Source organism: Pedobacter psychrodurus (assembly GCF_032678585.1).
GTDB lineage: Bacteria > Bacteroidota > Bacteroidia > Sphingobacteriales > Sphingobacteriaceae > Pedobacter > Pedobacter psychrodurus_A.
Window position 1 is genome coordinate 42,768 of the sequence record NZ_JAVTSN010000006.1, and the last position, 20,699, is coordinate 63,466.

Sequence of the window (20,699 nt, forward strand, 5' to 3'; positions counted from 1 at the left end):
GTTTATTTATCGAGTTTCATAAATAGATTATTCAACGATTCAGAGTAGGTAGGATGCGCAAAGACACAATATCTGATCCTATCATAAGTAATACCGCCCTCCATCGCCATCTGCAAAACAGACATAATCTCTCCGCCTTCTGAAGCGAGAATAGCAGCTCCCAGTATCTTTTTGGTGTCTACATCAACAACAGCCTTCATCAGGCCTAATGTTTCGTTAGTTTCGATGCCACGCGCCACCTGTGTCATTGGGATCACAGCAACCTTATAATTCAGTTTCTTTTCTTTTGCTTCCTTTTCAGAAATCCCGATCCTTCCGAGCTGAGGGTCGGTAAACATGCAATAGGGCACTGGCCGATCGTGAATGGAATAATTGGTACCCTCGATCAGGTTACGGTAAACAATGGTATAATCGTTATAGGCGATATGGGTAAACGCCGGACCGCCTTTTACATCTCCAAGTGCATAAATGCCCTTAATATTCGTTTCCAACTTTTCATTCACCAGAATATGCCCGCGATCATCGAGCTTAACGCCACAGTTCTCGAGGCCTAGATCGGCTGTTTGAGGCGTGCGGCCTGCGGCCACCAATACATGACTGGCACTTATCTTTTTCTTGCTTTTACCCGAGTGGAGTTCAATATGGATCTGTTTTTTGTCCTTTACAATTTTATTGATTTCGACATCGGTAATCAGTTCGATCTTTTCGTCTGTTAGGATTTCGGTCAGTACCGATGAAATATCCTGATCTTCTTTGGCTATTATGCCAGCTGATTTTTCCAGAATGGTTACTTTACTGCCAAATCGATTAAACATTTGTCCAAACTCCAATCCGATGTAATTTCCACCGATAACCACCAAATGCTCAGGTACAGCTTCGAGATCTAAAATGGTTGTCGATGTGAGGTAATCAACTTCAGTTAATCCCTCAATATCGGGTATGGTGGTTTTTGCACCTGTATTGATAAAAATCCAATTGGCACTTACTTTTTCTTCGCCGCCATCGTTAAGTGATATGATAAGCTCCTTCTTTCCGCTAAATTTCGCTGTTCCAAAGATAAGCTCCAGTCCTTTAGTGTTATTTATCCCTTTTTCGGACGATGACCTGAATTGGTTTACAATATCGTCTTTGCGTTGTTTTATCTTTTTAAAATCGATTTTTACAGATCCAACCTCAACGCCTAATTCGATCGCTTTTTTAGCCTGATAAACTGCCCTTGCCGATGCTACCATGGCTTTGGTAGGTGTGCAGCCATCATTGATACAAGTGCCGCCCACCAGTCTCTTTTCTATGATCAATGTTTTTTTCCCTGCTTCTGCAAGTTTCTTAGCCAATGGCGTACCTGCCTGCCCTGCTCCTATAATTATTGCATCGTAATGTTTCATTGATTGCTTCGGTTAAAAGGATTTGTTTTGTTCTGACAGATATAACCTAAATAGATCGATCAATGTTTGGTCAATGCTAGTTATTCTTTGCTCAATCCTAAGTTCGAATAAAAAAGTTACAAACTATATTTAAAAATCGACGTTAGATCATTATAGACATTTAATTGACAAACATAAATCCTTAATCCAATGCAGACTCAAGCGACAGAAAACACAAACCTAACTGTTTACATCCAGGATGATACTTCGATTGAAGATAAGAGAGAAATTTTACTGACTGGTTTATTGGATACCCTAAATAGCGAAACGGAATCTTTTAATTAAGGTTGATTATAACATTGAATTTTATTGCTTTGCCTTATAAGAATTAGACATTTAAGGGATATATGCTTTATATTTAATATTTGCGTCACCCATATCCGATTGCTATCGGATTTATTTCAGGGTCTTTACAGCAAAAAAGATGCTGAAATAAATTCAGCATGACGATTCGTAGTAAATAAACACCCGTTGAAAAAAGAAAAGGGTAAACAAATTAATGTCTACCCCTTCCTAACTAAATTAGTGGAACAAATTATTTATGATAAGCTTAATGCATGATGAACTGCGCCCTCCGGAGATGATCGGTTGTCTGCAAAATCTTATCTTTTAATTTGGGGTTGTATCCTGGATGAGATTTTAGAAAACCCTGAACCACAGCATTTGCCTCTTTACTATTATAGCTAGAAAATATAGCAGCCAGCCACGATTGCGGAAAGAAGATATCCCCTGTTTTCTGTATCTCTGCTAATAAATTTAAACTTTCAGGGAGATAGTTCACTGAAGTATTTTGCCTTAAAGGATGATGAAGATAAGATAAGGCTGTAGTTACCCAGGCTTCTTTCTGGCGGTTTTTACGCTCTTTTAAACTATAGAAAAAAGCATCTCTTTCTTTTACATCTAACGATAACGCGGGCATTAAATAAATCAGGCGGTTTTTACGGTCCTCATTTTTTGTCCTTGCCAATTGTTCTTTCAAAATGTTATTCGCGGTATCGGTTCTAAGGGCTAAGGTTAAAGCTAAGGCGCTATAATCATCTTCCAACAGTTTGATTCCTTCAGGAGCCGATTGTTTTAACCAGATGTTGTACATCCTTTTACCTGCTTCTGCGCTCAGGTATACATTCTGATAGGCACTGAACAAAATTTTCTTATTATTTGCCGGTTTCTGCTGCTCCATAGCTTCCCATATCGTTTTCTCCGTTTCAACATGCATCGCTTTTCGTTTTTCTGAAGTCAGAAATGTCCAGTAAATATTGGTCATGTAGCCAGAGAGCAACCTCAGGTTCATTTCATTCTGCTCCACACTTAATCCTTTAAGCAATGTATTTAAAAGTTCCTCAGGTTTACTGCCCCTGCCCGAAAGCATATTTTCATAAACATTGATATAAGCCGATGCCCGTTCTAAAGGATCAGCCAGATCATAAAGATTGGCCATTAAAAGCTGATCAATTGGGAAAAGCCCATAACCAGCGCCATTGGCATTAAATAAAATATATTGAGGTTTCGCCAGGCCTTTCGCTTCATTTAAAACTGTTTTCGCATTCATGGCGTTAACCGTTATAACCTTACTACTGCCTGGATATACGAGTTTAAGGGTAAAAGACTGCGGCCATACCCGTTGTGCACCTACTTCACTTTTCTGACTGATGCTGAAATCGCTTATTTTATTACCATTGTATTTAATGTCATAACTAAAAACAGGCCTGCCGGGCTCGTTTACCCAAACCTTATTCCAACTATACAGATCGCTTTTACTGTATTTACTTAAAATGGCAATCAGATCGTTCCATGTAGCGTTGCCATAACTGTATTTTTTAAGGTATTCCCGTATTCCTTTCTGAAAATTATCCTTTCCCATCAATAGCTCCAACTGACGCATCATAATCGGGGCTTTATGGTAGATAATATTGCCATACATCGAACCGGCTTCCTGCAGGTTATCCAATTGCTGACGGATGGGGTTAGCCCCTAAAGTCCGGTCTACGCCATATGCTGCCGGATAATGATCCTGCAAAAACTTAAGGTCGAAGGTACTTTTGCCCATCAGCTTTTCAGTTACCTTATCGGCCATGAAATTGGCAAACACCTCTTTCATCCAAACATCATTAAACCATTTCATGGTAACCAGATCACCAAACCACATGTGTGCCGTTTCGTGCGAAATCAGATTGGAGCGCGAAATAAACTGATCTTTAGTTGCCCCCTGATCCAGAAACAATGCCGATGCTTTATACTGTACTTCTCCAGGATGTTCCATCCCACCAAACTGAAAATCAGGGATGCCAACGAAACCCACTTTCTGAAAAGGAAATTGAATAGCTGTCCAGTCTTCTAAAAAATCGATCGCATCGCGGTGTGCCACAAAAACAGAATCTATACTGAATTTGATCTTAGCCGAATCGGTTTCACGGTATAGAAACTCCATGTTGCGGCTGTTCATCTTCTTGTTGATAAATGTATATTTTCCTGCTGTAAACGAAAACAGATAGGTTGGCAACTTATCTGAGTTGTTAAAGTGATAAGTAACTGAACTACCCTTAGCCAATGAATCTTTTTTAATGGCATTAGCCATTACTTTCCAGTCGTTTGGAACCGTTAACGAAAGCAAAAAATTAGCTTTCAGATCGGGCTGATCAAAACACGGGAATACCGTGCGGGCATGATCCGGAACAAAGAGTGCATACAAGAAATCCTTGTTTCTGTTTAATGATTCGTTACCTGCAATAAATTCAATTCCGATCTGGTTGTTACCCAGCTTCAAATACTTCTGATCAACCAGAATATGCTCTTCTTTAAAATCAATAACTATGGCTTTCCCATTCACCGAAACCTTCTTTAAATGGTCCGGATTTTGCTTAAAGTCTATTTGTAGTTGCGCTAACTTATTTAATTTAAAATCAATACTTTGCGTTGACTGAATTACATCTGTTTGTTGTGCGGGTACATTAAAATGAAGCTGGTACTGGATACTGCTTATTGATGCACTTCTGGAACTTGCCAGCGCCAGAGATACACCTGGTTCTACCACAACGTGCTGGGTAGCCTTTTGCGCAAAACAAGAAGTACTCCATAACAAGAAAAAGCCAAAATATTTTGTAATCGTATTCATTGTATAAAAATTATTCTCCGTTAATCATCTGTAAAATGGTACCATAACTCATCCAAACCATAGTAAGCACCACAGCTAAACCTGTTAGCGTTAACCAAAGCGGTTGCTTGTAATTCGCGATAATTTTGGTCTTGTAGGCAGCAACAAGCATAATCCCCAGGGCAATAGGCAGAATAAAGCCATTAATAGCGCCTACCGTAAGCAATATTTTAACGGGTTTACCAATTAGGATAAAAATAAAACAAGAAATGGATATAAAAGCGATAATGATTTCTCTATTGTATTTTAATATGGTGGGGTGAAAACTTTTGATAAAAGAGATTGAGGTATAGGCCGAGCCTACCACTGAAGAAATTCCCGCTGCCCAGATCACCACACCAAAAATCTTATACCCAATTTCGCCACTGGCCAGTTTAAAAACCGAAGCTGCAGGATTAGCAGGATCTAAAGCAAAACCTTTACTCACCACACCTAAAGCCGCAATAAACAACAACAAACGCATAATAGAGGCAAGCCCTATTGCACTTAAGGCCCCTTTATTTACTGCACCTAAATTCTGTATCCCCGTTTGTCGAGCATCCAATAAGCGATGTGCGCCCGAAAAGGTAATGTATCCGCCTACCGTTCCACCTACAATGGTTAGTACCGCGGTAAAACTAAATTGCGTTGGATTAACTGCTCTTAGTGCAGCTTCTGCCAATGGTGGCGAACTGGTATAGGCGATAATCAAAGCCAATACAATTTTAATCAGCCCCATTGTTTTGGCAAAAACATCCATGGCTTTACCTGCTTCCTTGTAAATGAAGATTCCGATGGCCATGATGGCGCTGATTACCGCTCCCTGACCAACGCTAATGCCAAACAATACATTTAAACCTAAACCTGCCCCGGCGATATTACCGATATTAAAAGCCAGGCCACCTAAAAAAACCAGAAAAGAGATGAAGTAACCTAAGCCAGGGAATACTTTATTGGCAATATCCTGTGCAGGTTTATCCGCTACGGCGATAATGCGCCAGATGTTGAGCTGTGCAATTGCATCCAATATGATGGATAACAAGATCACAAAAGCAAAACTGGCACCCAATTGCTGGGTAAAAACAGCAGTCTGCGTTAAAAAACCAGGACCAATGGCCGATGAAGCCATTAAAAAAGCGGCACCTAAAAGTACACTCCAATTGTATTTTGGCTTCATGCTGTCGGTGCTTTAATCGAAATGCCTTCTTTTTTTAACCTTTCGGATATTAATTTAGCAAAAGCTACGGCATGCACGCCATCGCCATGCAAACAAAGGGTCTCGGCCCGAACGGCAATGCGATTCCCATTTACACTCTTTACTTCTTGTTTTAAGGCAAAATCTAATACCTGTTTAATGGCCTCTTCTTCACTGTTGATCAATGCATTTTCTGCAGCACGGGGGGTTAATAAACCATCGTCCTGGTAGGTGCGGTCGGCAAAAACTTCCGATGCAGTTACAATACCCCTATCTTCCGCTTCGCTAATCATCTTACTTCCTGCAAGCGCGTATAAAATCAATCGAGGATCAAAATCATATACTGCCAGAACAATGGCTTTTGCCAAAGCCGCATCTTTGGCCGCCATATTATACAATGCGCCATGTGCTTTAACATGATGTAACTTGCCACCAGCTGCCTTTACAAAACCGCTTAAGGCACCAATTTGATACAGCGTAAGCTGGTAGGCCTCTTTGGGACTAATCTTAATTTCCCTTCTGCCAAATCCCTGCAAATCAGGCAGACCTGGATGTGCACCAATGGCCACTCCCTTTTTAACCGCCAACGCTACCGTTTGCTGCATTACAGCGGCATCTCCGGCGTGAAAACCACAGGCGATGTTCGCAGATGAAATATAGTCCATCAGTTTTTCATCATTGGGCATACTATAGTTTCCAAATGCTTCCCCCATGTCGCAGTTTAGATCAATGGTTTTCATATTTTAATATATTTGAGGCTTATCGCCGTAGTAATCAATGATAAATCGCGTTCACGTTCAAGATATAGTTCTTCAGCTTCATCTCTCGATATTTCCGAAAAGCGGATTTCATCGCCAGGTTTTAGCTGGGCACATAAAGGCAAATCGACGGAGGCAACATGGGCTATCCGCGGGTAACCACCTGTTGTTTGGCAATCGGCCATTAAAATCACCAATTCACCACTTCCGGTTACCTGGATAACGCCAGGGGTTACCGCAGTGCTGAGCAGCTCTTTTTTAATCCGCCTAACCAAGGCTTTACCGTTTAAATGGTATCCCATCCGATTGCTCCTTATATCAATGGTATAGGTATGGGTTAAAAATGAAATGATAGACGTGGCATCAAACCAACTAATCTCGTTTGCCAATACCACCCTAATCGTATTTCTTTTTTCAGGGAGTAAACTCTCTCGCGAGATGCGCCAGTTTGGATAATTTAAACCCCTATAAATAAGCTCATTGAGTATCTCTTTCGAAACTTTTGCTAAACTATCATTATTATCCAACACATCACCTTTCCGAAGTGCTCTTCCTTCAAAACCGCCAAAACCAGCAGTAAGATAAGTGCTCTTACTTTCCATTACATCAGGTACTTCCCAACCTCCCGCAATGGAGAGATAAGTCCGTACCCCCATGGGATTATTGATCAATTTGAGGGTAACGCCTGCTGGAAAAAACAGTGGCTTTTCTGCAGGCATCACCTGATCGTTATACACCAGAAATGCACCATCGCCAGAATAAGCAAGCAAAACATCTGTTTCAGCTTTAAATGAGGCGTCGGCATAGGTAAACTCGATGGTTGCTAAGTGATCGTCATTACCAACAGCTTTATTGGCCAACCGATGAGCCAACTGATCCATCGCACCAGAAACCGGTACAGCTTGCGAAAGATAGTGATATCTGCCCATATCCTGAATGGTACTTAACAAACCGGGTTTGATGATGCTGATCTTCATGCTCATCGTTCGGTGTATGCATTAAATTCTTCAAAACCAATGGCTTTAAAGGAAACAATATCTCCACCTTTTAATAACGACGGCTGCAAACGGTTTACATCGAACATTTTCAATGGGGTTCTCCCTATAATCTGCCAGCCACCGGGTGTTTCCAACGGATAAATCCCAGTTTGCATGCCCGCTATCCCTACAGATCCGGCTGGTATTTTCGCATCAGGAACTGCCTTCCGGGGTGTTGCCAGGCTGGCGTCCATGCCACCCATATAAGCGAAACCGGGAACAAAGCCAATCATATATACGGTGTATTGAGCCGAAGTATGTCTTTCAACCACTTCCGCTTCGCTAAGCTTATTTGCCTTGGAAACGGTAAATATATCGGCACCCATACTGCCACCGTAACATACTGGTATTACATATTGATTAGCCGCTGTGTTAGAGTGCACTCTTCTTGTTTCCCCTAGCTTTTTGAGGTAAGAAGACACTTTATCAAAACAATAAGCACCAGCAAGGTCAGATCCCAGCACCGTAAGGGGATCAAAATACACAGTCAAAGTGCAGTAAGCAGGTATAGTAGTGATTAATCCAGGAAAAGGGTTTCTCCATAAAAGTTGGTTAAATTCGGTAATTAAGCTCAATAATTCTTCAGTGATTACCGCCCCAAACTCAACGGTTAGCGATTGCTCACTTAATCCATAAATATTAACCGGATAATCAGATGCAAAATATGCCCCATCTTCAGTCATATCAGTAATCTGATCAAAATCTAACATAAATTACCTTCATCAATGGCACAGAAACTATGGTTCAGCTATAAAAATGATTATATAATATCGAAATCGCAAAGGTTTATTAAAATTCATCAATAATTAGCTATTGTATACGAAAATGTTTAAATAAAATTGCTTCTTTAAGGCTTATAAATAATTTTGAGTTAAAAACCCTACGAACTGCAGTCGTGCCAATTAATAAACCATCTATTTAATTTTGACTGCAGCCGTAGGGCAAATGCATTTAAAACTGGATTCTTTTTTATTTTAATGATGTAACCAATTAAATGGGCATTGTAACACGATGTTAACCTGGGATGATTTTGAATATTAAAACGACAGAAAAATGGCCTTTATTAGGGATAAAGGTCTTTTTTGTATTTATTTTCTGTACTCTATCAGTAATATGAGATACATCGACATATAAATATAAGCATTAAAGTGCTCATCTGCAACATAGCCTTCCTTTTGGCATCAGCAGATGTTATTTATATTGAATAACGAACCGTCCATATAGACTAATTTACTTTATGGTTAAATAAGCTTAAGACTTTGAGCGTATAAAAGGGCAAAAAACTTTGATATTGATGATAGCAGTATTTCAAAAATCGAGAATGGCAAATTTGATGTTCAACCATCAACTATTTTTGAGCTCGCGAAGATACTGGATATTTTTCCTAAAGATTTATTGGATTTTTTGAATATTTACAAACACAAGATATTTATTCACGAACATCTTCATTAAGAAGCAATTCCGATAACTCTTTATGTTCGTCAGTCTCCAGTTCGATCATTCCACTAAACATTTCAAATAACTGCACCTCTTTTCCTGAGCGCAATAAAAGATCGGTTAACCGCACCAAAGTTTTTTTCTGATCGGTATTTAAGCTGCTGAATAATTTAGGTTCTAGCTCGTACAAAGCCTTGATTAAATTAATCAGCGGTGTTTTATGTTGTTCCGTCTCTGTTTGCGATGCATAAGCCGGGAAGATCCCATCCTGCTCATAACCTTCCACCAAACGATTGGCATATTCTTTTAAAAAAGGCTTTCTTTTAGCTTTAAGGTATTCAGTAAGTTCTTTGATTAAAAACCGGTACTCGGGAGAAGATTTTGCTGCACCAAATATGGCCACCTGACCTTCGTTTTCGAAACTCTTGAAGTCGAAATCGCGAAAGAAATCACTGTCAATATAAACGCTATGGAAATAATCGTCGCTCTTTTTATTCAGTGTGGTATAATCCTTATAGATCTCTTCCCCTCCTGCCAAAAAATAGTATTTGGACAATTCTTTATGCAGGTTTTCTTTCCAGTGGACATATTTAATTTTGAAAGTAACAGCTGTATAGGGATAGAAAATACTGAACTCTTCTAAAGTTTTAACATTGCTGCTAAAATCTAAGGCTTCACCGTTTACGATGATAGAATAGTTTTTGTGTTTATTCAGCTCTATAAACCAACAAAATTCGTTGATTAAAAATGGAAGCACGATTTCTTCCATCTCTTGTTGGCCGATACGAAGATTAGTAAACGAAACCGTTGTGCCTGTTTCACCACTTTCGCTCGGCGCTGCCGTATAATCATGACTATAACTGTTTAACCCACCGGTACTGATCTGTATTGCGCCCTGCTGGAAACCCTGTTCCGTTTGGTAAGAAGTTCTCCAAACGGCATCGTGCGCAAAAGTAAAAAAGGTAAGCCTTCCTACCCCATTACGCCCATGCATTTTCGAAGTATGTTTTGGCGCAACGATTTGAAGTGATTTCTCTGACTCAAAAAAGGGATCGAATTTTTGCTGTAAACTATCGAAATTAATGCCGTAACCATTATCAGCAATGGCTAAACTTTCCAGTAGCCCTAAAGCATTCGCTACATAATCAACCCTTATGGTATCGGCATTGGCATCAAAACCATTCCAGATGTACTCGGCAATGGCCTGTTTTTCATTATAGTTTTTAAGTACTTTTTGTATTCCTTTGGAAGTGATATTAACCTTTACCGACATGTTACTAAATTAATTAGCAAATATATCACAATATTTCAATGCTTTTAGCTAAGGCTTGTATAAGTTTTACACATCAACAAAAGCGTAATGTTATCCCGTGTGTGCATTAATCGTGCTGACTAAAATGCCTTCGTAATTTTTCTTCTTCCAGATCGAGTAACTCTAACTGTTCTTTGATCAACTCATCGTTAATCTGTTCCTTTTTATTCAATCCCTTAAGTAAGGTGCGTTGTTCTGCCATGATATCTTCGAGCGCAATGCGATAGTCGTGGTAAAACCCTTCAGCCCTTATAGTATTATCTTCACGCTCCCAATCTCTTAATAACTCCATTTCGGCTTCCACACGGATTTTGATCGACCGAATCATATCGTTATGTTCCAATGCATCAAGGTATTTTTCATCGAGTATTTTAAGCGATAACATGGAAAGTTTTTTCCGCACCATCTGCTTCTGCTGTTCAAAGGAAACCGTATAATCAGGATCGGGCATATCTACCCATTTAATGAGTGCGGGTAAGGTTAATCCCTGTAGAACCAGCGTTACCAATATTACACTGAAGGTAATAAACAAGATGAGGTTACGCTGAGGAAAAGCTTCGCCCGATTTTAAAGCCACAGGGATAGAAAGTGCTGCTGCAAGCGAAACTACGCCCCGCATACCTGCCCAGCCAAATAGCAATGGTGCTTTCCAGCTTGGGTTCGGATCGGCTGTGGTAATATACCGGCTTATGAAACGTGTAAAATACAAGGCACCGTAAGTACTGGCCAGGCGCCCCAAAATCAACACCAAACAAATAATGGCACTGTAACGGATGGCAGGCAAAAGACCATCTTGTCCTAATCCATTGATAATAACCGGAAACTCTAAACCAATTAACAGGAAAACAAAACCATTAAGCACAAAGGCCACGGCCTCCCATACGTTAATGCCCTGCAAACGGCTTCGATGGGTAAGAATCTGATCTCTGCGGGCAGAAAGAAACAAACCTCCGCTTACAACAGCCAATACACCAGAAAAGTGAAACTCCTCTGCGGTCATGTACATTACATAAGGTGTTAAAAAAGTAAGGATAATATCAACATTTGTGGTAGTAGGCAACCAGCGGTGCAGGGCATAAAAAACCAATGCTACAGCAATGCCAACCAGAATCCCCATTACAATAACCACTACAAAATTGCCTGCAGCTTTACTAAATACAAAACTGCCCGTCATTACCGCAGCCAATGCAAACCTGAATACCACCAAACTGGAGGCATCATTCAATAAACTTTCGCCCTCCAGAATCGTGGTTAGCCTTTTAGGCACCTTTACATTTTTAAGTATGGCTGTTGCCGATACCGCATCGGGCGGAGAAATGATACCACCTAGTAAAAAGCCCAGCGCCAGGGTGAAACCCGGAATTAAACTTCTGGAAACAAAAGCAACAACAGTTGAGGTAAAAATAACAATGGGAAAAGCAAAACTGCTGATTACCCTACGCCATTTCCAAAAATCTTTCCAGGAGGTATTCCAGGCGGCTTCGTAAAGCAAGGGTGGTAAAAAAATCACAAAAATAAGTTCAGGCTCAATCTCAATGTCCTGAAGAATAGGTAAAAAACTTAAGGCCAAACCGGCAATAACCAATAATATGGGATAAGCGACGCGGATTTTTTGGGCCAGCATAACCACAAAAAGAATTACAGCAAGCAAAAAAGCGTATTGTATGATGAGTTGGTGCATAAAATATCAGAGTTGCTCTAAAATACAAATTTGGAATGAATCGCAAACTATTGCCTTTGTGTTCTTTTTTCAGATAAAATTTGGATTTTCTATTATAAAGCTATAATTTCTCCCCTGTAATAAGTCATCCCAACTCTTTTACATTGGTTTTATTAATGAGGACCATTTTTATGCTTATCGCTTTCTTTATAGAAAGCAATCTTTGCATGGCTCAACCGGCTATACAGGTCGAGAAACAAACTTTTGTGAACGTTGGCAAAGCAGGATATTTCTGGCAGGACAGTTTGGGCACAACAAAGTTCGAAGCGGTAGAACAATTTAAGACATTACGTTTTACCAAAGGGAAATCAGCGATTTTTAATGGCGGCACACGCGGTAAAGTGTGGTGGATGAAGCTCCGTTTTAGTCGAAATGCTCTAACACAGCCCTATCTTTTTATTGATTATGCAAGTATCGATTCGATCAGTCTATTTTATCGGGATAAGTTTGGCGTAGTAAAGCAAATCCGTTCTGATATGTTTGGCGTGCAGCAAAATGATGCAGTTTTAGGCACCGGCTATGTATTTCCTTTACAGCAGGTAAAAGGGCCCGTAGGCGAAATATACCTCCGGGCACGCACAATGAATACACTCCTTCTCCCGGTAAAACTGGTTACAGAACCCGTTTTAAACCACGCTTTAATAAGGGTGTATAGCATTCAGTTTATTTATTTAGGCATTGTGCTGATGATTCTGATTTTTCATGTTTTTATGTTCATCATTACGCGGAGCAAACTTTTCTCCTTGTATATTGCAAGGATCATTTTGCTCTATTTCATCGCTATGGCCTGCTATCTCCAGGGCTATGGGCTACTGCTTGGCCATTATGTAGCAGAATTCATTTTCTTACATGCTTACGTTTTTATCGCGCTGGGTTATATCTGTACCATTCTTTTTAATAATCATTTTTTAAAGATTAAACGTCAACTGCCACAGCTCCATAAAATTTTCAACCTATTAATCGTCGGTTGGGCTTCAGTTATCTTCTGTTCTTTATGGGATGTAAGAACCTTTACCAATGCACTTACACAGATCTTATTTCTATTAACCTCCATTTTATTTCTGTTTAGCAGTATTAAGCTGATTGTTATTCGCGGTTATGCCAAAAAGAACCCCCTCATCTGGTGTTATGCGCTGGGCTGGATTCCTGTGGCACTGGTATCAATTTATCTTGTTTTTAGCTTGATGGAGCTCATCCCCTTTCAATCCTATAGTTTTAACCTGCTCACCTTTTCGGGTATAATTGAAGGAATATTGATCAGTCTTGGTCTTTTTGGTCAAAGATTAAGATTATTGGCCCGTCATAATGCACATTTCCGCAAACAGCGTAGCCTCCTCCAGGAACAGATGGAAGGTTACCGGAAACAGCTTTACCAAAAAGCCATAGTACCAATTGAACCTTTCTCCTTAAAAGCGCTTACCGAACTTGCACATGCCAAAGATCCATCGTTTATGAAAAGATTCCGCGAAACCGAATCTGTTTTTATACATGCACATCTGGAGATTTCGCCACAGCTACTTCCTGCAGAATTAGAACTTTGTGCATACATCAGGCTAAATTTCGACACAAAAGAAATTGCCCGTACCTGCAAACTAAGCGTACGTGCCGTAGAAAGCCGGAAGTATAGAATACGTAAAAAACTGGGTATAGATGGTGAAACAAATATGCACATCTGGATGTTAGGCCTCTCCAATCGTCCTAAATAGCATACAAAATTGCACAACTACATTTTTTCAGTTTATTTCCAGAGCCAGTCACCAACTACAATATAAAATACTTTAAAACAACCACTTACAACATCGTGCGTATAAGTGCGTATTGGCAGAATCACCTACCGCATCCTCTTTGCATATAGCTTATTAGAGTGCAAGCGGTGCGATACCGTTTATTAAGCAAATAGACTTAATGCTTTTTGTCTATGTTGTACTCATTTTTTAGCCATGTCGCCAGAAACGGTCTTATCCGGGATGATTTGTTACACGACTGACGGCATGGCTTATTTAAACAACGTTAATTCACCAAAAACCATATATCATGAATAACCACACCTATACTTGATTTTATCTTTCTACCTGAAAAACAAACATTTAAAAACACTGCGTATTACTGCGTAGACAAAAATTTTGATTCTACTTAAACACACCATTTCTTTGTCCCTATCTCTATAATAAACCTTTAAAATCATGCTGTGCCGTAGAAGGCTTAAGCACGGGACGGTTTAACCTGCTGCACACAGTATAAAAACAAACTATGAAATTGAACAGTACACCTGCCATGATTATTGGCAGTATTCAGGAATTTTACAATGGTAGAGAACCCGAAGAAATTTATGCCGCATTAGAAATTGACAAAAATTGTTTTGACTCCTGGATCAGGGATTTTGGCAGCATAGCCAACGAACTTTTGGAACTGAGGGATGAAAATGAAACTTTGAGAACCATGTTTACCAATTTGAGTCTCGTAAACCAAAGTTTGCGCAACTCGCTCGATAGTCTCACCAGAACAGATTCTAAAATATTTGAACTCTTAATTAAAAAACGGGGTACCGGTAAGTTCAGCTACCCTTAAATACTAAAAAATGCGCTCTTCTAACAAGCCAAAAATATTGATTATCGAAGATCATCCTGCAACGCTTGATGCGATAAAGATGATCTTCGAATTTGAAGGTTATGAGGTAATGGATCTTTCCAGCACCTTGGATTTACACCGTAAAATAGCCATTTTCTGCCCAGATATTATTTTAATCGATATTCTATTGGGCATTACCGACGGACGGGCGATATGTAAAGAATTAAAACTATCTGTATATGCAACCATTCCGATCTTACTCATGTCGTCGCGGAATGGCATAAACAAGTGCAATTTTTACAAGCCCCACTGGGATGATTATATCGAAAAACCTTTTGAAATGGAAACCATAGTCAATAAGGTAAGCATACTGATAGCAAAAAAAGCTGAACAAACTTAACTTAAGATCAACCAAAGAGGTCGCTGCTCAGGTAGCGGTCTCCACGATCGCAGGCAATAAATACAATTGTGCCCTTATCCATTTCGCCCGCCAGTTTTAAAGCAGCAGCACAGGCCCCACCCGAACTCATGCCTGCAAACAAACCTTCTTCTTTGGCCATTCTCCGCGACATGGCCGTGGCTTCTTCTTGCGCAATATCCATCACCCTATCTACGCGTTCTGGTTCAAAAATTTTAGGCAGATATTCTATCGGCCAGCGTCTTATTCCAGGTATTGATGAGCCTTCCGTTGGCTGACAGCCCACAATCTGAATAGCAGTATTTTTTTCTTTAAAATATCGTGAACAGCCCATAATGGTACCCGTAGTACCCATAGAACTTACAAAATGCGTAATCTGTCCTTCAGTATCTTTCCATATTTCAGGTCCTGTGCTTTTATAGTGCGCCAGATAATTATCCGGATTGGCAAATTGATTAAGCAGGAAATGTCCTTTGGTAGCCCCTTTTTCTTCTGCATAATCCCTGCAATCTTCTATACTCTCTAACAGCGTTACTTTGGCACCAAAGGCTTCCATGGTTACCTTACGTTCGCGTGTAGAATTGGCTGGCATTACCAGTTCAATATCCAGGTTGTATAAACTTGCAATCATAGCCAGTGCAATACCAGTATTACCACTGGTGGCTTCAACCAGTTTAGTACCTGGAGTGATTTCACCACGTTCTATCGCACTTCTGATCATATTGAGCGATGCCCTGTCTTTAACGCTTCCTCCGGGATTGTTACCTTCTAATTTCGCAAAAATCTTTACTGCTGGATTGACATTCAGCTTTTGCAACTCGGCCATTGGCGTATTTCCAATCAGATCGATTATTCCTGCCATATTATATAATATATTTAACTCGTTTCTTTATGGTTTCTAATGGTAACGATTGGCGAATGATAGGCGGTAGAGAAAGCAGGGATACTTTCAGTAAGCCATACGTTTCCTCCAATGATGCTGTCGTGCCCGATAACGGTTTCACCGCCCAATATGGTTGCTCCGGAATAAATCACCACCCTGTCTTCTACCGTTGGATGGCGTTTACTGCCTGCTAATGTTTTTTTCACACTCAAGGCACCTAATGTTACCCCTTGATATAACTTTACATAACGGCCAATTGTACTGGTTTCGCCGATTACAATCCCTGTACCATGGTCGATGTGAAAATATTCGCCGATACTGGCTGCCGGATGGATATCGATACCTGTTTTAGAGTGCGCATATTCGGTAAGAATGCGTGGCACCAGCGGTATCCCAAAGTTGAAAAGCGTATGGGCAATCCGGTAAAAACAGATCGCATAAAAACCCGGATAAGTTCTAATGACCTCGAACCTGCTCTGCGCTGCCGGATCACCCTCGTAAATGGCCACAATATCGGTATTTAATACCCTGTAAAGTTCTGGCAGCTCTGCAAAAAACTGACCTGCAGCATTTTTACATTCACTGTTTTTTAGCTTGCAACTCACCGATATGATATCATAGAGTTCCAGCTCTAAAACTTTAATATACTCTTTTACTTCCTCTACACTCGAAAATGCTTTGGGTGCATTTTCAGGGAAAAGTACCTGAATTAATCTTTCAGCCCAAAGCGATATCACTACATTTGGTGGAATATTTGGTTGTTGTTGGGGGTTTTTAAAAATTTGCTCAAAAAAATAGTCTTCCATAACTGGTGGTTATACCTTTCCGATCTGCTCATCGACTAGGTATATAGATTTAATCGCTAAATGTAAGTTTTGTTTTTTTAAACCAAAACAAATTGCACAGTTTTATGATAAAAATTGCCTGATATTAACAATAAAAAGGGATGGAAAAATTTGACTAGCGGCTAATATGCTGCATAGAAACAGCAATGTGTTTGCGGAGTATTTTATAGAGTATATTTAAATCAAATGGTTTTCTGATATAATCGTCGAAGCCATGAATGTCGTAAGCCAAATGAATGTTTGAATTACAGCTTAATGCCAGAACAGGAACATATGGATATTTATTTTTGATCTCCTGGCAAACCCGGGCCGATTCCGCATCATCTAGCCTGTAATCTAAAATGATCACATGAGGCCTGAAATCATTGATCATTTCCATAAATCCTGGATCGAAACCCAGAGTACCCAAAGTAATAAAACCTTCTTCTTCTAATGCAATTTTGAGTACTTCTAAAATAGCCTCATCGGTTTCCTCAATCAATATTCTCTGCATTATACTTTATTTATAGCATGGTGCTACAATATACCGTTTTAAAGACCAAAAATCTGTAAATATGCCATTTGTGGGCCAATATCGCGTATTTATACGTGATATATATTCAAATTATTGGTGCATTATAACGGCAAGCCACGCCTTTGAAGAAAAGATTGGTTTTTTCCAAAACCCTGATGCGAAAGACAATGTTACCTTTACATGTTGATTACGAGAGAGACAAGCACAAAGGAGCTGGATAATATTTATATCGGGGAGGAAATTACCTTTGAAAAGCAGTCCGGCCTGGTATACCGCATTGCAATCTTCAAATCAATAAGTCTTTCCAGTTATGTATTTCTGCTGGTTAACGGGGAATTGATTATCATCCGCAGGAATTGGGACAAGGAAAAATAGCATTTCCGATTGCATCATGGAATCGGAAATGCTATGATCAGTTATTTTTTCTGTTCAGACAAAAATGTAACCAGCGATGCTAGTTCTTCATATGATAAAGAATTGGCCAAGCCTTCTGGCATCATCGAGTTTTCCATTTCTTTTCTTGTCAAAATATCACCTGCTTTAATGGTAAAAACCTCTCCGGCAATATTACGCAATACAACCTTAGCAGCTGTTTCTTCAGTAATAAAGCCCATATAGGTACGGTCTCCCTTTGCAGTGATCAATACCGATGCAAAACCCTGTGAAATAGAAGCACTAGGTTTCAATATCGATTCGGCAATCTGCTCGCGGTTCATGATCGAACCGATTTGCCCCATAAACGGGCCTTTCATTTTTTCACCTCTGCTTAAGCTATGGCAAGTAATACAACCTTGGTTATTGAATATATTTCTGCCTTTTAACGGGTTGCCCTGTAATTTATTAATGGCTAAAAGTACATCTTCGATAGATGATTTCCCCACCTGACCTTTTTGGTTTTTAATTTTCTCTAAATCAATTTTAGGCTCCTCTGCGGCCGCTACTTTTTCTTCTTCAGAAAATTCAGGGATGTCCATACGCTGGCGCGCATTTAAATCCACATAAAACTGTTTTCCCTGCGCACCTGCTTTTACAGCTTCTTCTTTCAAAAATTTCTCAATGATAGGAGAACCTTCCCACGAAACGGCTTTAAAATACGGCCCATGAGAATCCGGACGCGTACCCCACCACCAGGAAGCATCATAAGCGATTTCTTTCTTATATAAACGGCCTAAAGTAACCAGGATCTGTTCTTTCAATTTTGCATCTTTCGATTGGTTATAACTTTCTATCAAGCCATTCACCGCTTTTTCACTATGGATGTAACGCAATGCCCAAAGTGCAAGGGTAGCGTTTTCAGTTTTAACTGCGGCAAGCAAAGCATCCACAGCATTAAGGTCTACTAAAGCGCGTACGGCTAAATGTGGTAAAATAATGGCCGAATTTGGTGAAGCATGCGGTCCTTCTGTACCTTTTGCAGGTGCAGTAAAAGAAGCTGGCACTTTGGTTTGCAAAAGCACATTGGCTACTTCCGCCCTGCCTAAACGGTTTAAACCGATTATGGAAGCTGCCTGTACCCGTAGTGATGAATCTTTAAGACCTGCTAAAAATGGTTCTACCGGTACTTTATCGATATAGGCTTTACGATCGGCAAGTGCTTTTAAAGCGAATTCGCGCAAAGTTTTATCTTTGGTAAAGTCGACCAATGTAGCAATACCATTTTCTTTGGTGAGCTGTGCATAAGTATATATTCCAGCCACACGAACATCAAGTGCTAAACTTTGGTCGGAAGCAATTTTTAAAGCGGCGTTGATCGCCTGTTTATCATTGCGCAACACCAGTTCCTGGGAAGCGGTAAGACGTGCCACTGCACTATTTGATTTAATCAGTTCAGTTAATTTTTTAATTGAGGCTTTTTTAACATCCGGAAAAGCTTTGTACGTCCAGTTGTTTGGTACGGCACGAACAATATATCCTTTATCGGGGCTTCCTGAATATCCGGCGCCATCCCATGCAGAAAGGTAAAGTCTTCCGGAACCATCCACATCCAGATCGGTAATTTGAGGCAGTTTAATAAACTCTTCATCTTTTTGGGTAAAGGTTGGTCCATCGGTGGTAACGCGGTGGATATACAGCATACTTCTACCCCAATCGGCCATCATGGGTACATGGTTATATTGTTCTGGCCAGTTTGGTTCGTCCATAAATAATGCGCCAGTGCCCGATCCTCCGCCTAAATCGGCCAATGCAGGGATAATTTCATCTGTAAAATTCTGGAATAAAACCGGGTAGCCGTATTCTCCAGATTGTATGTGGTGCGAGAAACGAACGTTCCATCCGCCACCATCGTTGGTATTTTCGCGGGTAAAAACATTCATATATGGATCGATGGCCACATCGTATACATTACGTGTACCGTGTGTAAATACTTCCATCTCGGTTCCATCCGGACGAACACGTAAAATCCCACCGCCAAGCATGGTTAGTTTTTTACCTGAGCGGTCTACAGCATCATGAAAACCAAAGTCTCCAACAGAAATGTAAATCCATCCATCAATACCCATTCTGATACCGTTAGTAGCATGGTCGGTACCACGCTCACGGATATATTTGGCATTGCTGATGTGCTCGATTAATGGTTTCTCTGGTCCATCAGCTTTTCCATCACCGTCTTTATCTTCAAAAACGACTAAGTTCATGCCTGTAGCCTGTTTCGTTTCTTTCGAAAAAGTGGTGTGTAATACAAATACCTGACTTCCCTGTACAATAATGCCCCGGGGATTATCCACTTCGGCAAAATCGATGTGTTGATCCATTTTACCGTCGTTGTCCTTATCAATTAATTTAAGGATATGGCCTTTACCCTGATCTTTTCCCAAGGAGCCGATCATATCCACCCCAACATACACTTCTCCGGTTGGGGCAACGGCCAAACATGCCGGACTAGGCGTAACATCGGGACCTGCAAAGTTGGTAATGGTTAATTCGGGAGGGGATACCTGTGGTATCTTCGGTTCGCTAAAAAAGCCTTTTAGTCCAAAAAAAACTAATGTAAAAGAAATTAAGCTTAAAGAAAATTTAATCATTTGTGTGTGTTATTATTTTCTGGTTAGTTGTCGCGTAAACTTACAAAAAAATATAAATTCTCTTATGCCACAATTTTGTGTTGTTTTATGCGCTTCTTAACCAATTACAACTATTTATTGGTTTCAAAACTGTTTACCCACAATAATCTGATCCGTTTTAAAGTAAAACATCTTTACAAACGTCTTCTAAGACAAATACACCTTTGAATTTAAGCCAATTGCTTTCAGTAAATACAATCTGCATCTAAATGAATAATAATAAACGCTTATTATTCACTTAACCTGTTAAAAAACAAATAAATGAACAAAAAACACCTTACAAATAGATCAATAAAGCACTTTCATCATATTCTGGTCAATTATTTTTTAAAACAGTTGGTTAGAAAGAGATATTTCGTTATATTTACTAAATCCAACATTCATTAAATCAGTACG

Annotated in this window: 17 protein-coding genes and 1 pseudogene; 6 read left to right on the forward strand and 12 right to left on the reverse strand. The window is 39.9% G+C overall.

The genetic code is table 11. The features are described from left to right. Positions 1 to 2: 2 nt before the first annotated feature. A complete protein-coding gene (locus tag R2S57_RS05480; protein WP_316844057.1) occupies positions 3 to 1,385 on the reverse strand; it encodes a mercuric reductase in 1,383 nt (460 codons plus the stop codon). Positions 1,386 to 1,574: 189 nt separating this feature from the next. On the opposite strand from R2S57_RS05480, the gene R2S57_RS05485 reads away from it, so the two are divergent. Beyond that, entirely contained in the window at positions 1,575 to 1,709 is a 135-nt protein-coding gene (locus R2S57_RS05485) for a hypothetical protein (RefSeq protein ID WP_316844058.1), read from the forward strand. Positions 1,710 to 1,974: 265 nt separating this feature from the next. Here the strand turns inward: R2S57_RS05485 and R2S57_RS05490 are convergent, their stop codons facing one another. From R2S57_RS05490 to pxpB, 5 genes are read right to left on the reverse strand one after another with little or no spacing between them, the layout of a single operon-like run. After that, positions 1,975 to 4,536 (reverse strand): M1 family aminopeptidase, encoded by a 2,562-nt coding sequence (locus R2S57_RS05490; protein ID WP_316844059.1) that lies wholly within the window; start codon positions 4,534 to 4,536, stop codon positions 1,975 to 1,977. A gap of 10 nt (positions 4,537 to 4,546) precedes the next feature. Then, positions 4,547 to 5,731 (reverse strand): NRAMP family divalent metal transporter, encoded by a 1,185-nt coding sequence (locus tag R2S57_RS05495; protein WP_316844060.1) that lies wholly within the window; start codon positions 5,729 to 5,731, stop codon positions 4,547 to 4,549. Next, entirely contained in the window at positions 5,728 to 6,489 is a 762-nt protein-coding gene (locus R2S57_RS05500; RefSeq protein ID WP_316844061.1) for a 5-oxoprolinase subunit PxpA, read from the reverse strand. The genes R2S57_RS05495 and R2S57_RS05500 overlap by 4 nt, the downstream gene beginning before the upstream one ends. Beyond that, positions 6,486 to 7,490 carry a biotin-dependent carboxyltransferase family protein gene (locus R2S57_RS05505; RefSeq protein WP_316844062.1) on the reverse strand — a complete coding sequence of 335 codons (1,005 nt, stop codon included), beginning with the start codon at positions 7,488 to 7,490 and terminating at the stop codon, positions 6,486 to 6,488. Before R2S57_RS05505 ends, R2S57_RS05500 begins: the two co-directional genes overlap by 4 nt. Continuing rightward, complete coding sequence (pxpB, locus tag R2S57_RS05510) at positions 7,487 to 8,254, reverse strand: 5-oxoprolinase subunit PxpB (protein ID WP_316844063.1); 768 nt, start codon at positions 8,252 to 8,254, stop codon at positions 7,487 to 7,489. The genes R2S57_RS05505 and pxpB overlap by 4 nt, the downstream gene beginning before the upstream one ends. Positions 8,255 to 8,831: 577 nt before the next feature. On the opposite strand from pxpB, the pseudogene R2S57_RS30480 reads away from it, so the two are divergent. Further along, a pseudogene (locus R2S57_RS30480) lies at positions 8,832 to 8,996 on the forward strand (helix-turn-helix domain-containing protein); the annotation flags it as partial. On the opposite strand, the gene R2S57_RS05515 reads toward R2S57_RS30480, so the two are convergent. Then, the gene (locus tag R2S57_RS05515; RefSeq protein ID WP_316844064.1) at positions 8,974 to 10,254 is read right to left on the reverse strand and encodes an ATP-binding protein; all 1,281 of its coding nucleotides are present in this window, start codon (positions 10,252 to 10,254) and stop codon (positions 8,974 to 8,976) included. The pseudogene R2S57_RS30480 and the gene R2S57_RS05515 sit on opposite strands and share 23 nt — an antisense overlap. 106 nt (positions 10,255 to 10,360) lie before the next feature. Beyond that, positions 10,361 to 11,974 carry a Na+/H+ antiporter gene (locus R2S57_RS05520; RefSeq protein ID WP_316844065.1) on the reverse strand — a complete coding sequence of 538 codons (1,614 nt, stop codon included), beginning with the start codon at positions 11,972 to 11,974 and terminating at the stop codon, positions 10,361 to 10,363. Positions 11,975 to 12,129: 155 nt separating this feature from the next. Here R2S57_RS05520 and R2S57_RS05525 point away from each other — a divergent pair, with 155 nt between their 5' ends. The 3 genes from R2S57_RS05525 to R2S57_RS05535 all read left to right on the forward strand — a co-directional run bounded on the left by R2S57_RS05525 (position 12,130) and on the right by R2S57_RS05535 (position 14,981). After that, positions 12,130 to 13,719: a 7TM diverse intracellular signaling domain-containing protein gene (locus tag R2S57_RS05525; protein WP_316844066.1), complete on the forward strand. Its 1,590-nt coding sequence runs from the start codon at positions 12,130 to 12,132 to the stop codon at positions 13,717 to 13,719. Positions 13,720 to 14,263: 544 nt separating this feature from the next. Continuing rightward, complete coding sequence (locus tag R2S57_RS05530) at positions 14,264 to 14,581, forward strand: hypothetical protein (RefSeq protein WP_316844067.1); 318 nt, start codon at positions 14,264 to 14,266, stop codon at positions 14,579 to 14,581. Between the two features lie 10 nt (positions 14,582 to 14,591). Then, a complete protein-coding gene (locus R2S57_RS05535) occupies positions 14,592 to 14,981 on the forward strand; it encodes a two-component system response regulator (RefSeq protein ID WP_316844068.1) in 390 nt (129 codons plus the stop codon). Positions 14,982 to 14,988: 7 nt separating this feature from the next. On the opposite strand, the gene cysM is transcribed toward R2S57_RS05535, so the two are convergent. The 3 genes from cysM to R2S57_RS05550 all read right to left on the reverse strand — a co-directional run bounded on the left by cysM (position 14,989) and on the right by R2S57_RS05550 (position 17,220). After that, a complete protein-coding gene (gene cysM / locus R2S57_RS05540) occupies positions 14,989 to 15,861 on the reverse strand; it encodes a cysteine synthase CysM (protein ID WP_316844069.1) in 873 nt (290 codons plus the stop codon). A 14-nt stretch (positions 15,862 to 15,875) separates the two neighbouring features. Then, the gene (locus R2S57_RS05545; protein WP_316844070.1) at positions 15,876 to 16,688 is read right to left on the reverse strand and encodes a serine O-acetyltransferase; all 813 of its coding nucleotides are present in this window, start codon (positions 16,686 to 16,688) and stop codon (positions 15,876 to 15,878) included. A gap of 154 nt (positions 16,689 to 16,842) precedes the next feature. Continuing rightward, on the reverse strand, positions 16,843 to 17,220 hold the full coding sequence (locus R2S57_RS05550; RefSeq protein WP_316844071.1) for a response regulator: 378 nt from the start codon (positions 17,218 to 17,220) through the stop codon (positions 16,843 to 16,845). A 201-nt stretch (positions 17,221 to 17,421) separates the two neighbouring features. On the opposite strand from R2S57_RS05550, the gene R2S57_RS05555 reads away from it, so the two are divergent. Next, positions 17,422 to 17,616: a hypothetical protein gene (locus R2S57_RS05555; RefSeq protein WP_316844072.1), complete on the forward strand. Its 195-nt coding sequence runs from the start codon at positions 17,422 to 17,424 to the stop codon at positions 17,614 to 17,616. Between the two features lie 41 nt (positions 17,617 to 17,657). Here the strand turns inward: R2S57_RS05555 and R2S57_RS05560 are convergent, their stop codons facing one another. Beyond that, positions 17,658 to 20,264, reverse strand: a complete 2,607-nt coding sequence (locus tag R2S57_RS05560; RefSeq protein ID WP_316844073.1) for a hypothetical protein — start codon at positions 20,262 to 20,264, stop codon at positions 17,658 to 17,660. Positions 20,265 to 20,699 lie beyond the last annotated feature (435 nt).